General features: G+C 41.7%; 12 protein-coding genes. 11 read left to right on the top strand and 1 reads right to left on the bottom strand.

The window, feature by feature from the left end:
• Positions 1 to 146 precede the first annotated feature (146 nt).
• From ACIQXR_RS17945 to ACIQXR_RS17905, 9 genes are all read left to right on the top strand, one after another.
• Entirely contained in the window at positions 147 to 1,529 is a 1,383-nt protein-coding gene (locus ACIQXR_RS17945) for a protoporphyrinogen oxidase (protein ID WP_402875579.1), read from the top strand.
• 328 nt (positions 1,530 to 1,857) lie between these two features.
• Positions 1,858 to 2,400: a helix-turn-helix domain-containing protein gene (locus ACIQXR_RS17940; RefSeq protein WP_402875580.1), complete on the top strand. Its 543-nt coding sequence runs from the start codon at positions 1,858 to 1,860 to the stop codon at positions 2,398 to 2,400.
• Between the two features lie 72 nt (positions 2,401 to 2,472).
• Positions 2,473 to 3,582, top strand: a complete 1,110-nt coding sequence (locus ACIQXR_RS17935) for an ABC transporter ATP-binding protein (RefSeq protein WP_402875583.1) — start codon at positions 2,473 to 2,475, stop codon at positions 3,580 to 3,582.
• Positions 3,572 to 4,375 carry an ABC transporter permease gene (locus ACIQXR_RS17930; RefSeq protein WP_402875586.1) on the top strand — a complete coding sequence of 268 codons (804 nt, stop codon included), beginning with the start codon at positions 3,572 to 3,574 and terminating at the stop codon, positions 4,373 to 4,375. The genes ACIQXR_RS17935 and ACIQXR_RS17930 overlap by 11 nt, the downstream gene beginning before the upstream one ends.
• A 1-nt stretch (position 4,376) precedes the next feature.
• Positions 4,377 to 5,180: an ABC transporter permease gene (locus tag ACIQXR_RS17925; RefSeq protein ID WP_402875588.1), complete on the top strand. Its 804-nt coding sequence runs from the start codon at positions 4,377 to 4,379 to the stop codon at positions 5,178 to 5,180.
• Positions 5,177 to 6,250: an ABC transporter substrate-binding protein gene (locus tag ACIQXR_RS17920; RefSeq protein WP_402875589.1), complete on the top strand. Its 1,074-nt coding sequence runs from the start codon at positions 5,177 to 5,179 to the stop codon at positions 6,248 to 6,250. Before ACIQXR_RS17925 ends, ACIQXR_RS17920 begins: the two co-directional genes overlap by 4 nt.
• Positions 6,251 to 6,477: 227 nt before the next feature.
• Complete coding sequence (locus ACIQXR_RS17915; protein WP_402875590.1) at positions 6,478 to 7,368, top strand: peptidylprolyl isomerase; 891 nt, start codon at positions 6,478 to 6,480, stop codon at positions 7,366 to 7,368.
• Between the two features lie 280 nt (positions 7,369 to 7,648).
• The gene (locus ACIQXR_RS17910) at positions 7,649 to 9,391 is read left to right on the top strand and encodes an ABC transporter ATP-binding protein (RefSeq protein ID WP_402875591.1); all 1,743 of its coding nucleotides are present in this window, start codon (positions 7,649 to 7,651) and stop codon (positions 9,389 to 9,391) included.
• Between the two features lie 31 nt (positions 9,392 to 9,422).
• Positions 9,423 to 11,204, top strand: coding sequence for an ABC transporter ATP-binding protein (locus ACIQXR_RS17905; protein WP_402875652.1), 1,782 nt, complete (start codon positions 9,423 to 9,425; stop codon positions 11,202 to 11,204).
• Between the two features lie 42 nt (positions 11,205 to 11,246).
• Here the strand turns inward: ACIQXR_RS17905 and ACIQXR_RS17900 are convergent, their stop codons facing one another.
• A complete protein-coding gene (locus ACIQXR_RS17900; protein ID WP_402875593.1) occupies positions 11,247 to 11,780 on the bottom strand; it encodes a YtxH domain-containing protein in 534 nt (177 codons plus the stop codon).
• A gap of 171 nt (positions 11,781 to 11,951) precedes the next feature.
• Here ACIQXR_RS17900 and ACIQXR_RS17895 point away from each other — a divergent pair, with 171 nt between their 5' ends.
• Both ACIQXR_RS17895 and ACIQXR_RS17890 read left to right on the top strand, forming a co-directional pair.
• Complete coding sequence (locus tag ACIQXR_RS17895) at positions 11,952 to 12,416, top strand: MarR family winged helix-turn-helix transcriptional regulator (protein WP_402875595.1); 465 nt, start codon at positions 11,952 to 11,954, stop codon at positions 12,414 to 12,416.
• Complete coding sequence (locus ACIQXR_RS17890) at positions 12,417 to 15,542, top strand: MMPL family transporter (protein WP_402875596.1); 3,126 nt, start codon at positions 12,417 to 12,419, stop codon at positions 15,540 to 15,542.
• Positions 15,543 to 15,546: the final 4 nt, after the last annotated feature.

The following is a 15,546-nucleotide window of genomic DNA, read 5'->3' as shown; positions in this document are numbered from 1 at the left end:
CACACCATCTACTAAATGATTGGAATTTGTCTGAAATGTTACATCCGGTTCAAAAGTCCATGTTGAATTCGTGGCTGTTTTAATTTCCCTTCTGCCTTATGGTACACTTTGTTTATTGATAAGTATGCTAATAGAGGTGTGAAAATATGAAAACAGTTGTAGTCATTGGCGGAGGAATTACAGGGTTGTCGACCATGTATCATTTACAGAAGGTCGTGAAGGCCGATAACCTTCCCGCAAGATTAATCCTGATAGAAGGAAATGATACATTAGGCGGTAAAATCAATACGATTCATGACGGTGCTTTTAAGATGGAGGCGGGTGCGGATTCGATTGTTGCCAGAAAACAACATGTAAAACCATTTATCAAAGAATTGGGTCTTGAAGATGATGTGGTCTACAATGCCACAGGAACATCATTCATCCATACGGACGGGAAACTGAAGAAAATACCTGAAGACGCTCTATTCGGTATTCCGATGAGCCTGGAGTCCTTGGCAAAAACCGAACTCATTTCTCCACAGGGTAAGGTGGACGCGTTAAGAGATTTTTATACAAAAAACGAGACGTTTACGAAGAATGATTCAATCGGTTTATTTCTGGAAAGCTTTCTGGGTAAGGAACTCGTTCAGAAGCAGATTTCTCCAGTTTTATCTGGCGTTTATTCAGGTAAGTTAAATGACCTGACCATTGCCAAGACATTACCGGAAATGCTGGATTATAAAAATGAATATGGGAGCATCATCCGCGGCTTATCGGAGAATAAGGATAAATACAAGAGCAAGGGAAACAAAAAATTCCTTTCGTTTAAGAATGGTTTATCGATGTTGGTTGAACGGTTGGAAGAACTCCTCGATTGTGTGGACATTTTAAAAGGGAATCCGGTTGAAAGAATAAGGAAAAATGAAGAGCGCTATACGGTTACCTTAGTAAATGGAGAAACCATCGAGACGGATTTCATCGTTCTAAGTACGCCACATACGACTACGCAAAAACTATTGGGCGACACTGAACTGGACCAGGACTTTGCCGGATTGCTTAATAGTTCGATGATCAGCATATACCTTGGATTCGATATCCCCGACAGTACACTGCCTGATGGAACAGGATTCATTGTCGGTGAAAATAGTGATTTGATGTGCAATGCCTGTACCTGGACTAGTCGGAAATGGGAGCATACTTCAGAAAATAGCCAGTTGCTAGTCCGGCTCTTTTATAAAAGCTCCAACCCTGATTATGATCGGTTACAGTCATTATCGAAGCAAGAATTAATACAAGTGGCATTAGGGGATATTAAAAAAAGCTTGGATATTTCTGAGTATCCTGTATCAAGCGAAGTTACGAAGTGGCAGGACAACATGCCGAATTACCACATTCAACACCCTTACATTGTTCAATCCCTAGAGCAGAAAATGAAAGCGAACTATCCGAATGTACTTCTTGCAGGTTGCTCATATTATGGGGTAGGGATCCCTGATTGTATTACGGATGGAGAGAAAAGGGCCCAGGAGATTGCGGCCAGATTATGATGAAAAAGGACTGCCGAAAATGGCGGTCCTTTTATTATGCACATCTTTCGGCAGAATGGATTGGGCATCTAAACGGGTAAACTTTCATTAAACGATTGATTAAATACTGGTAAGGATACAAGAGGCAGCCTTCCTTTTTCCCAGTTGTTGGCGGACTATCTAGCCATCTCATCGTAACGGGATTTTTTCCTTGCATTACCGTTGAACTTTTACTTAATTCCTGTATAATAAAGACCGTTAAATTAAAATTAAATTAAACTTAAAGTTTACTAATACAAAACTTTATTGACTGTAAGTTTACTATTCCTAAACGGATTGAGGTAATACTATGCATATTGGCAAAAAGATTAAAAATCTCCGTTTAAAAAAAGGATTGACTCAGGAAGAGTTGGGAGAGAGAACGGATTTAAGTAAAGGGTATATCTCGCAGCTGGAAAGAGATTTAAGTTCACCTTCAATAGAGACTTTTTTTAATATCCTTGAAGTACTTGGCTGCACTCCAAAAGACTTCTTTGATGAAGAGGAGCAAGTTCAAAAGGTAGTGTATGAGGAAGAAACGCAAACCTTTTTCATTGATGAAGAGCGCGGTTATCAGATTCAGTGGCTTGTACCAGAATCCAATGAAAAAGAAATGGAACCGATTCGGCTGACACTTCAGGAAAAAGGGGAGTTCAAGCAGTTTGAACCCTCGTTGTCAGAAACCTTTGGATATGTATTGAGTGGCAGGGTGATTGTGAAGCTTGGTACACATACCTATTTTGTAAAAGCTGGGGAATCCATTTACTTTCATGCATCCGATGAACATCAAATCATCAATGATTTTGATGGAGCATCCGAATTACTGCTGGTGGTGACGGAATCATATTTATAGAATTTAGTGATTGCAAACGCTTGTCTATTTGAAAAGTAGAACATGCGGTTCAATGGAAAGAGGGAAGTCTCTATGGCAAATGAAAAGATTATACGGTTTGAAAATGTTACGAAGCAATTCGATGACGATACAGTTGTTCTGGATAATGTCAGTTTTGAAATTGAAAGAGGGAAGTTTTATACACTACTGGGTCCATCGGGTTGTGGTAAGACGACCATCCTACGATTGATAGCAGGGTTCACGGAAGCTTCAAAAGGTGATATTTATTTTGAAGGTGAAAAAATCAACAATGTTCCGGCCAATAAACGTCAGGTCAACACGGTTTTTCAAGATTATGCCCTATTTCCACATTTGAATGTGTTTGAGAATGTGGCATTTGGACTTCGGATAAAAAAAATGAAGAACGCCGACGTCGAGGTTAAGGTGAAAGAAGCCCTAAGTTTCGTGAATTTGGATGGCTATGAAAAACGCGAAATCAGGGAGATGTCAGGCGGTCAGCGTCAGAGGGTAGCGATTGCACGGGCGATTGTGAATGAACCGGAAGTCATTCTTCTAGATGAACCATTATCAGCCCTGGATTTAAAACTGCGTACCGAAATGCAGTATGAATTGCGGGAATTGCAACAAAGACTTGGCATTACTTTTATCTTCGTCACTCATGACCAAGAAGAAGCGCTAGCGATGTCAGACGAAATTTTCGTCCTTAATAAAGGGAAAATCCAACAAAGCGGAACGCCTATTGATATTTATGATGAACCTTTGAATCGCTTTGTTGCCGACTTTATTGGCGAATCCAATATCGTAAAAGGAAAAATGATTGAAGATTACCTTGTCGAGTTTGTAGGGAGACAATTCGAATGTGTGGACCAAGGATTGAATCGTAATGAAGCCGTGGAAATTGTCATCCGACCTGAAGACTTAGAGATTACTTCAGTCGATCGAGGGAAACTGCAAGTTCGGGTGGACTCTCAGTTATTCCGTGGTGTGCACTATGAAATCAGCTGTTATGACCATGATGGAAATGAATGGCTAGTCCAGTCGACGAAAAAGGTGACCGTCGGGGATGAAATCGGTCTATATTTTGACCCAGAGGCCATACACGTCATGCGTTTGGGAGAAACAGAGGAAGAGTTCGATAAGCGTTTAGAAGCGTACCATGGTGGAGAAAGCCATGAAAAATAAGTTTTCTAGAAATATTTACTTTATCCCTTATATCTTATGGATTGCATTTTTCGTCATTGCGCCGATACTACTGGTTCTGTATTATTCCTTTTTCGATATCGAAGGCAATCTGTCGTTAATTAACTATCAAAAGTTCTTCACTCCCGTTTATTTGAAGATGACACTCAGTTCGTTTTGGTATGCCTTTTTAATTACAGCGATCTCGCTATTAGTAGCGTATCCAACAGCGTATCTTCTGACCAAGACCAAACACAAGCAACTTTGGCTGCTGCTGGTCATTGTGCCATCATGGATCAATCTGTTATTAAAAGCCTATGCGTTCCTTGGCATATTCGGCACATATGGCATGACGAATGCCTTTTTGGAAGCGATAGGAATTGGAAAACAACAGATACTCTTTACTGATTTCAGTTTCATATTCGTTTCCGTTTATATTTTTATTCCATTCATGATTTTACCAATATTCAATGCGTTGGACGAAATGAATCCGACTCTTGTAGATGCGGCTAATGATTTAGGCGCATCACGTTGGATGACTTTCCGACGCGTGATATTCCCGTTAACGATCGATGGCGTTAAGACCGGCTGCCAGGTTGTTTTCATCCCAGCCCTTTCACTGTTCATGCTGACAAGGCTAATTGCTGGAAATCGGGTCACTACGCTCGGAACTGCAATTGAACAGCATTTCTTGGTGACCCAGGATTGGGGAATGGGTTCTACCATTGCCGTCTTTTTAATCATTATTATGTTCCTGATTATGTTCGTAACGGGTAACCGAAAGCAGGGTGTGTAAATTGAGAAAAAAACTATCGCCGTTATCGAGGGTTTTCCTTGTCCTGATTTTTCTGGTACTCTATGCGCCGATTTTCTTTTTAGTCTTTTATTCGTTTAACAGCGGTGGAACGATGTATGACTTCGAGAGTTTCACGCTGGATTGGTATAAGGAGCTTTTCCAGGATACAAGGCTGTTGATCATTGTTTTAAATACGCTTGTGATTGCCTTATTGTCGGCGCTAATCGCCACGATTATCGGGGTCATCGGTGCTATTGGGATCCGTTCTTTTACAAACAGCCAAATGAGGAATTCATTCTTATCCCTCAATAACGTCCTGATTGTAAGTCCAGATGTCATTATTGGTGCTTCCTTTTTGATTCTTTTCACAATGGCTGGCATCAAGCTTGGGTTCTACTCGGTACTGCTATCACATATCGCTTTTAGCATTCCAATTGTTGTGTTACTGGTGCTTCCAAAGCTTCAAGAAATGAGCCCTACCTTGATTGATGCAGCCCGAGACTTAGGGGCGAGCCGATGGAATGTAATGTCGAAAGTCATTCTGCCTTATATTTCACCGGGTATTTTTGCCGGTTTCTTTATGGCATTGACTTATTCACTGGATGATTTTGCGGTTACGTTCTTTGTAACGGGTAATGGATTCTCTACTTTATCAGTGGAAATTTATTCATTGGCCCGCCGTGGGATTTCCTTGAATATTAATGCGTTATCGACCTTGCTATTCTTTGTCACACTAATATTGGTCGTTGTCTATTACTTTGTTACGCAGCGAGTCAAGCATACAGGAATGGGGGGGAAAAGATGAAGAAGATTGTCCAAATGTTCCTAGTCATTTCAATCACCTCTGCCTTGCTGTTATATGTGACATCGAAGTTGAACTCATCGCAGGGATTTACAAGTAGCGATACACTGACCATTTATAATTGGGGAGACTATATCGATACGGATTTGATTGACCGATTCGAGGAAGAAACCGGAATCAAGGTCATTTACGAGACATTCGATTCGAATGAAGCAATGATGACAAAGATTGAACAGGGCGGTACCACCTATGACGTGGCTATTCCGTCCGAATATATGATTGATAAAATGCGTAAAGAAAATCTGTTGATTCCACTGGATCATTCCAAACTTCCAAATTTGAAAAACATCGATGAGCGATTTATCGATTTACCTTTCGACCCGGAAAACAAGTTTTCGGTCCCTTACTTCTGGGGCACCGTTGGGGTTGTTTATAATTCCAAGATGCTTGGGGGAAAAGAAATAACAAGCTGGGAAGACTTATGGGATAAAGATTTGAAAAATCAAATCCTTTTGACGGATGGTGCTCGTGAAATAATCGGCATGGGTCTAAACTCGTTGAATTATTCCCTAAATGATACGAATGAAAAACACCTTCAAGAAGCGAAAACGAAGCTTGATAGCCTTACTCCAAATGTAAAAGCGATTGTTGGAGATGAGAGCCGCATGCTCCTGGAAACGCAGGAAGCAGCTATTGGAATCGTCTGGTCAGGAGTGGCCTCCGAAATCATGGCGGAAAACGAAGCCCTTGAATATGTGGTGCCCAAAGAGGGATCGAACTTATGGTTCGATAATATGGTCATCCCAAAAACAACGAAAAACGTGAATGCGGCCCATCAGTTTATTAATTTCATGTTAGATCCCGAAGTGGCTGCACAGAATGCGGAATATGTAAGCTATTCCACTCCGAATAAAGCAGCCTTGAAGTATTTACCGGAAGAAGTAGTGAAGGATGAGAGGTTCTATCCATCTCCTGAACTGACTGATAAACTAGAAGTGTATGAAAACATCGGAAAGAAAAATCTGGCCCGTTATAACGACCTTTTTCTAGAATTCAAGATGCATCGCAAATAAATGGAAGCCTGGTTTGAGAAGGTGTTGTCCTCCTTCTCGGACCAGGCTTTTTTTTTGCATAGTAGATAAGTCGCCCACTGGATAAGCCGGTTTCCTTTGATACTCTAAAATGTCGGTGGAGAAAAAATTATGTTAGTATAATCATTAAGAGCAGAGTGAAGAGGAATCTTAAGATATTCTTAATAATTTCCTGCTATTATAAAATGAAAAATCAAGGGAGAGAGAATATGAATTTATTGAAAAGCACGAAGACATATGTATGGGCAGGCGCCATATTAATTATCGCCGCCATCCTAATATATGCAATGGTAGTCTCTACTGATAAGACAGTCGCGAGCGTAGGCGGAGAGAAAATCAAAGAGGCAGAGCTACAAGATACGCTTGTCAAAAATTATGGAGCAGAAACGGTCGATCAATTAATCACTGATAAAATCGTTGAATTAGAAGCAGATAAGGAAGGCATTAAAATTACAGAGAAAGAAATCCAAAAAGAAATCGATACCTTAGCTGAATCATACGGTGGAGAAGATGCTTTAAAAGAGCAATTGGAAGCGAGCGGTTCTTCCCTAGCGGCATTGAAACAAGACATCGTGGTTTATCTTCATACGAAAAAATTAGTTGAACCTAGGATTACTGTTACTGATGATGAAATCAGCGCGTATTTTGAAGAAAATAAAGATACGTTTGCCCAAGAAGAACAAGTGGAAGCTAGTCATATTTTAGTGGAAGACAAAAAGACAGCGGAAAAAGTAGAAAAAGAACTTGCTGCTGGCGGAGACTTTGCTGAGCTGGCAACCAAGTATTCCACTGATGCTGGAACGAAGGAAAAAGGCGGAAGCTTAGGATACTTCGGAAAAGGTAATATGGTTAAAGAATTTGAAGACGTTGCCTTCAACATGGACGTTAATAAAGTCAGTGACCCGGTCAAAACGGAGTATGGATACCATATCATAAAAGTTACGGGTAAAAAAGAAGCTAAAAAAGCGAATTTAGAAGATAGCAAGCCAGAAATCAAAGAAGCGCTTCTAAATAATAAATTACAAGAAGAATACACGGTTTGGTTAGCAGAAGTGAAGAAAGATTACGATATAACGAATAAATTCGAAGCAACGAAATAAGATACGAGGGAAAATGGTGCAAAATCGGTAACATACGATTTTGCACCATTTTTTGTTTATATACGATTTTGTGAGATGAAATCTGGCGATATTTCAATTGTTTTTAGTGGTTTTAGGGTGTTAAAATTAATCGATATGAAGAAAGGTTTACATAAAATGGACATGTTGACGGGCTATTTTACAAGGTATACGGAATGGGTGATGGAAGAAAGTTTCATGTGAAAATAATGTTAAAGCCTTTAAACCAATAGGAACTGTTTTAGAAAGAAGGGGAAGGCAAGTGAAGTCGTTAAGAAAGTTATTGCCCTATCTGAAGCCATATACGCTGTTTGCGATTTTAGCACCGTTATGTATGTGTATAGAGGTAGCGATGGATTTACTACAACCCACTATGATGCAGCATATCATTGATGAGGGAATAGCCAACCAAGACAATGTGTATGTGACCAAACTAGGCTTTTTGATGCTGGGAGCTGCAGTGATTGGACTGATAGGTGGATTGGGTTGTACCGTTTACAGCACGAAAGCCGCTGTTCATTTTGCTTCAGATGTACGTAGGGATGTTTTTTGGAAAACGGAACTTTTTTCTAGTAAGAATACTGATTCATTCGGGACAGGTAAGCTGATCACGATTGTGACAAATGATATTACCTCTGTGCAGTCTTCTCTTATGATGACCTTACGGATATTTGTCCGGGGGCCGCTCATGTTTATTGGGAGTGTCATTATCGTCTGGGTGACAGCACGTGAATTGTTTCCGGTATTAGCGGTCGCTGTACCTGTTTTGATGGTCGCCATTATTTATTTTTCCTCACAGGCAGGGAAGTTATTTAAACGGGTTCAAGAAGCCATGGATCATGTGAATACAAAGCTCCAGGAGACACTGAGTGGCATCCGGGTCATTAAGGCATATGACCGCCAGGAATTTGAAAAGGAGAGTTTCAAGGAGTTTAATGATAAGCTGACGAAACGAAATGTAGCGGCAGAGCAGACCATTATGGCCTTAATGCCCATTTTGTTATTTGTTATCAATTTGGGTGTGGTGGCTGGTATGTGGATGGGTGCAATCAGGGTAGAAAACGGAACGATGCAGGTCGGTGTCATATTAGCTTTCATCAACTACTTGAATATCATCATGAACGGATTGATGTCGAGTAGTCACGTCTTGATGCAGATCACGCGCTCCTTTCCTTCGGCAGACCGGATTCAACAAGTGTTAGATACGGAAATTGATATTAATGAACCTTCCAAACCAGCATCTGTTCAGGCAAGGACGGGGGATGTGAAGTTTGAACGTGTGAATTACAGTTATAGCAAAAATGGTGAATATGTGATTAAAGATATTAGTTTTCATGCCCGAGGAGGACAAAAGATAGGTATTATCGGTTCAACAGGCAGTGGGAAGTCCACCCTCGTTAAGTTGATTCCGCGTTTATATGATCCTGATACCGGTACGATTACTATTGATGGCATCCCTTTACAGGATTATCCTCTAAAAAGCCTAAGGGGTGAGATTGGGTATATTCCTCAAAGGGCCTCGCTGTTTTCCGGAAGCATTGAAGAAAATCTACGGTTCGGAAAAGAGGAGGCGGGGACGGCAGATATGGAAGCAGCGACTCAATCCGCGGCCGCTCTTGATTTTGTTAAGGGCTTTGAGGGGGCATTCTCGTATAGGCTGACTCAGGGTGCCAACAATTTGTCAGGTGGGCAAAAGCAAAGGTTGTCTATTGCAAGGGCTTTTATCCGAAAACCTAGGATCTTGATCTTGGATGACTCGACGTCAGCGATAGATGCCCTATCGGAAGCAAAGGTCCTACAGGCGTTGAAGCGGGAATTTACCGATTCGACGGTGTTCATTGTTTCATCCAAGATATCTTCGATTATGGATGCCGATCAGATTCTTGTGATGGATGACGGAATGATTGAGGCGAAGGGTACTCATGAAGAACTACTCGCCAAAAGTCGTGTTTACCAGGATATTTATCGGACGCAAAGCGGAAGGGAGATAGCTCCCCATGAATAAGCAGATGAATCAACCTCCAGTATCAGATGTGATGGGGAAAGCCCGCGGACCAAGAGGATTTGGTGGCCCGGTCGTTCAAGCAAAGAATAAAAAACAGACGGTTAAAAGGATTTGGCAGTATGTAGAGAAGCAGAAAGCGGGTTTGATCATAGCGATTTTATTTGTGGTGCTCTCGACATTACTTGGTCTATCAGGACCTTATCTGATTGGAAGAATCATAGATCACTATATTATTCCGAAAGATATTACGGGTACGGTAAGAATGCTAGGGGTACTTGCAGCTGTCTATATCGGATCGTCTCTGTTCACCTGGATGCAGACAGCCATCATGATAAATGTATCGTTACGGACCATTCGAACGCTGCGTAAAGACTTATATAATAAATTTCACACGCTTTCCTTACGATTTTTTGATAACCGGGTTCATGGAGATTTGATGAGCCGGGTGACGAACGATATTGATCAATTGAACAATGCATTAAGTCAAAGTGTCATCCAAATTTTTAATTCGTTGCTCATGATTGCCGGTGTGACGATAGCGATGTTCTCCATGAATGCAATTTTAGCGGTGGTAACCCTACTGATTGTCCCGCTGATGATACTGACGACTAAAAAGATCATCAAATACAGCAGCAGTAACTTCATAAAAAGGCAACGTGACTTAGGGGAGTTAAATGGGTTCATCGAGGAATCCATTTCAGGAACGGAAGTCATCACTTTATTTGGAAAAGAAGAAAAGGTCTTCAGCCAGTTTTCCACCGTTAATGAGAGGCTTCGCCGTTCTTCAATGGCCGCTGATACAGTTTCCGGGTTCTTGGGGCCAATTAATAACTTCATTAACAACATCGGCTTAGCTATTGTCATCGGTGTCGGTGCTTTGATGGCCGTAAAGGGAACGGTCACGGTGGGACTCATTGCCGCTTTTGTGACCTACTCCCGGCAATTTTTCCGACCAATCAATCAACTGTCCAGTCTACTAAATACCTTTCAATCAGCCATTGCAGGAGCCGAACGTGTATTTGAAATCTTGGATGAAACGCCTGATATGAAGGATAAAAAGGGTGCAATACCCGTCGATGCCTTTAAGGGGGATGTAGAGTTTACAGATGTCCATTTTGGCTATTCCAAGGATCAACCGATTCTAAAGGGAATTAACTTTACGGCATCAGCCGGGCAGACCATTGCCCTTGTTGGTCCGACCGGATCGGGGAAAACGACGATTATTAATTTGCTATCCCGATTTTATGAAGTGGACCAGGGTCAAATCAACATGGATGGTCGAAACATACAAGACTATAAAATTAGTGATTTACGAAAGAAAATCGGCATTGTTCTCCAGGATACTTTTCTATTTTCGGGGACCATTTTAGAAAATATCCGATATGGCCGGTTAGATGCAACAGATTCTGAAGTGATTGAAGCGGCTAAGGTTGCTTCGGCACATGGCTTCATCAAACACTTGCCAGATCAGTATCAGACCCGGATCACAACAGGCGGTTTGAATTTAAGTCAAGGGCAAAAGCAGCTTTTGGCCATAGCCAGGGCCATCTTGGCGGATTCGGATGTGTTGATTTTAGATGAGGCGACATCGAGTATTGATACAAGGACGGAAATTGAAATCCAAAAAGGAGTGAACCGCTTGACGGAGGGGCGCACGAGCTTCGTCATCGCCCACCGATTGAAAACAATAGAAACCGCCGACAAGATTTTGGTTATAAAAGATGGTGAAATCATCGAAATGGGTACCCATCACGAACTTATGATGAGTCGAGGGTTTTATAAGGATTTGTACGATAGTCAATTCAATATTTAGTACGAAAAAAGAGCAGAGTTTTCTCTGCTCTTTCTTTATGTGTTAGAAGTTGGATGAGATGGATTTTTCATTTGATAGTTGGGATTTGGTGACCATTTCATCGCTATCTTTTTCGCCTTTTTTATTATCTTCCTTTTCCGTTTTCAGGGATTGTGCAGGAGTTTCTTTCAATTGCTTCCCAGCCACTACGACTTTAGAGCTAATGTCCTTCAATTCACTTGTTGCATCTTTCGCTGAACCGAGGGCGTTGGTGGAAATCTCTTTCACTTCCGATACTTTTCCTACGACTTCTTCATTAACGGTTTCATATAGGGTTTCAACGTCACTGATTGCCTCTTTGATCGTTTCGGTTGCACCCTTAACGCCGGATACCATTTGTTCCTTCACTTCACCGGGATTTTGTTTTACCTGTTCAATCATATTCATGGAATTGTCTTTTAAAAGAACTGCAGAACGTTTCATTTTATTTCTTGTGTTCGAGTCCAATAATGTTAAGGCACCGCCGACAATTCCTCCGATAATAATACCTTTTAGTAGTTTGCTATTCGATTCGTTTTGATTATTTGATTGAGTCATCTATACTTCCTCCTTTAAGAATGGTTAGTATGTTCTTACTTTCTTGTTTCCCTAATTTTCCATGATTTAAACGGATAACAATAAAACTGTCATCTAATTGACATATTAATCCAATTTATAGTAAGATGGCAAATAGTTAAGTGACTGAACTACTTTTTATGGGGTGAAGGGATGAGTGATAAACAAGTTACCGAATTGATTGATCGATACATGAAGGTTTCCTTTCATGTGAATAAGATGGGGGAGCTTCTCATTAAAGACGAGATTTGTGATGTACTGACAAATGAACAATATTATACTTTGCGTTTCATAAAACAACAGCAATTCTGTACCTCGACCGAGCTTAGTGAGGCTTTCCATGTCAATAAAAGCGCAGTCACATCGAACATTAAACGCCTTGAAGGCAAAGGCTTGATAGAGCGTGCACGTGACCTTGATGACCGAAGGGTGGTCCATTTGAGGCTTTCCGAAAAGGGAGAAACATTATTTCAGGAAATGGAGCAGAAGATTCATATAGTCGTAGAGACAATCATGGGGAATTTTAAATATGAAGAGATTGTTAGTTTCCTGGATACATATGAAAAGCTTTCATGGACTTTTGCCGAGATGAAGATGGGGATAAGGGAGGAAAGGTAAATGAGAGCAATTTTAAAAGGAAAATGGGCAATCGTCATTATCTGGATTGCCATTACAGTTGGATTATTGTTCATAGCTCCTAATATGGCGGAACTCGTCAAGGAAAAGGGACAGTTGGATGTTCCGAAAGAGTATTCTTCCGGAATGGCGAATGAACTTTTGAAGCAAGTGCAAAATGAGGATGAATCGCAGGTGGCCCTGGTTTTTCATAGTGAAAAGAAGCTGACTGCAGATGAAAGGCAAGAGATTGAAAAGGGGATACAAAGGTTAGAAGTGAATAAAGGGGAACTGGGCATCAAAGAAATACTGACCCATTTTAAAGAACCATCCCTTAAAGAACAGTTGGTTTCGAAAGATCAATCCACGATACTGACCTCCATCACCATGACCAAGGGAGACCGTGAGGCAAAGGACGTCATTGACGCGCTTTATAAGGAATTGGATCAAATAGATGTTGATCATTATTACACGAGCAGTTGGATAATCGATGAAGATCTTAATACCAATTCCCAGGAAGGATTAAAAAAAACGGAGGGAATCACCGTCATCTTCATATTGGTGGTATTATTGGTGGTCTTCCGTTCGGTAGTGACGCCTCTTATTCCGATGATTACAGTAGGCTTCACCTATTTATGCTCCCAATCCATCGTTTCCTTTTTGGTGGACCGTTGGGATTTTCCCATCTCGTCCTATACCCAGATTTTCTTGGTCGGGATTTTGTTCGGGATCGGAACGGATTATTGCATTCTCTTGTTAAGTCGTTTTAAAGAGGAATTATCAGGACAGGAGTCATTGACGGAAGCCATTGTAGAAACGTATCGTACGGCTGGTAAAACGGTCTTCTTCAGCGGATTGACCGTGATGATCGGATTTGCGGCCATTGGCTTTTCCACGTTTAAGCTATATCAATCAGCAGCTGCCGTGGCCATCGGAGTCTTTATCCTGATGGTTGCCCTGTATACAATCGTTCCATTTTTCATGGCAGTGCTTGGCAAGAAGCTATTCTGGCCTTCAAAAGGCAAGCTTGAACATAGCGATAGTAAGTTGTGGGGCAGATTAGGAAACTTCTCCTTAAATCGTCCTTTGCTGGCCTTGCTTATCGTGGCGATTGTTTGTGTTCCCTTTTTATTGATGTATGAAGGGAAGATTTCTTATAACTCTCTTGAAGAGGCTGGGAATGATGTTCCCTCAATCATGGCCTTCAATATCATTGCCGACGAATTTGGTCCGGGACAATCCATGCCAACCCAGATCGTCATCCAGAATGATGAGCGGATGGATTCAGAGGATTATGTCGGGCTTGCGGAGAAGATCAGTGTGGAAATCACGAAGGTGGATGACGTCGATGTCGTCCGTTCTGTAACCCGTCCGACCGGTGAGCCTATAGAGGATTTGTTTGTCTCCAATCAGGCCAAAACGTTGGAAAAAGGAATCGGAGAAGGGAATCAAGGGATTGAACAGATTAGTGACGGATTAAAGACGGCAGGAAGTGAACTTTCAGAATCTGGTCCGCGTTTAAAGAAGGCGACAGACGGAATCGGAGGCCTGATCTCTGGAACCAATGAATTGAAAAACGGGGTAGGCCAGGTAGAGACCGCTTTAACGAGTATTGAAGCAGGTATCCGTGATGGCTCCTTAGGTACAGGGGACGTGAAAAAAGGACTGGAAGAGGTCAAGTCTAACCTTGAAAAGCTGGCTACAGGCAGTGGAAATCTTTTGGAAGGCTACCAGCAGTCCACATCTGGATTGAATGAACTTAAAGGCGGGTACAAAGATATTCAGACAAATCTTAATGAGGTGTCGAAAAGTCTTACGGGGCTGAACGCATCCTTTGAAAAAATGGAAGCTAGTAATCCGGAGCTTCAGCAAGATGTGAACTACCAAACAATCAAACAAACGGTCCAGGGCGCACAGAGTGGGGTAGGAACGATGGCAGCTGGACTAACGGAACTCAATAAGAATCTCGGCCTTGTATCTGGTGGCTTGAATACCGCGAATAAAAGCATGGCGGAAATCGTGAACGGACAAAAAGCCCTGGGGAAAGGTCTAACCCAGTTGATCACAGGGGTGGATACCTTGCAAAAAGGATTAACGACCATGGCCAATGGACAAAGCGAAGTCATTAAAAATCTATCCCAGTTTGAAGGGGGCCTAACAAGCTTAAGCAGTGGTCAGCAAGAGCTATTGAATGGCTTTTCCAGCATGGGTGGTCAGCTAAACCAATTGGAAGATGGTTTAAATAAAAGTGCCGATGGCCTGAATGAAGTCCATGATGGATTATCATCTGCACAGGGCTATTTATCCGGTCTTGCGAAGACGGATAAAACGGTCACAGGCATGTACATTCCAAAAGAGGTGTTGGAAAGCAAGGAATTTGGAGAATCACTGAATACCTATCTATCTGACGACGGCAAAGTGATGACACTTGATGTAATCTTCAAGACGAATCCATATTCCAACGAATCCATTGAACAAATTGATAGGATTGAGGATGCGGTCAAAAATGTAACGAAAGGAACAAAACTAGAAAATGCCAACATTGCTATCGGCGGAATTACAAGCACCCATCATGATTTGAGCATGATGTCAGAGGCTGATTTCTCTAAGACAGTGGTGTTGATGCTTTCAGGTATTGCAATCGTTCTATTCTTTATGTTTAGATCGTTGGTTATGCCAATCTATTTAATCGTGTCTCTTGTTTTGACATACTTCACGGCAGCGGCGATTACAGAATTGATATTCGTTAACATTCTGGGGTATGCGGGCATAGGCTGGGCCGTTCCATTCTTCGCTTTCGTTATCTTAATAGCACTCGGAATCGATTATAGTATTTTCTTGATGGATCGCTTTAATGAGTGGAAAGGTAAACCGGTAAAAGAAGCGATGTATTTATCGATGCGGAAAATGGGGACGGTCATTATCTCCGCGGCCGTGATCCTTGGTGGGACTTTCGCTGCCATGATGCCTGCAGGCGTTCTGTCACTCCTAGAGATTGCGACTTTAATATTGGTAGGCCTAGCTCTATACGCGTTCATCATATTGCCACTGTTTATCCCAGTGATGGTTGCAACGTTCGGAAAAGCTAACTGGTGGCCGTTTATGAACCAACAGCAATCTGAGAAATGATACC

This window comes from Peribacillus sp. NPDC097224, from assembly GCF_044761985.1.
Taxonomy (GTDB): Bacteria; Bacillota; Bacilli; order Bacillales; family DSM-1321; genus Peribacillus.
The sequence above is the reverse complement of the archived record's forward strand: the minus strand, read 5'-3'. Positions and strand labels throughout refer to the sequence as shown.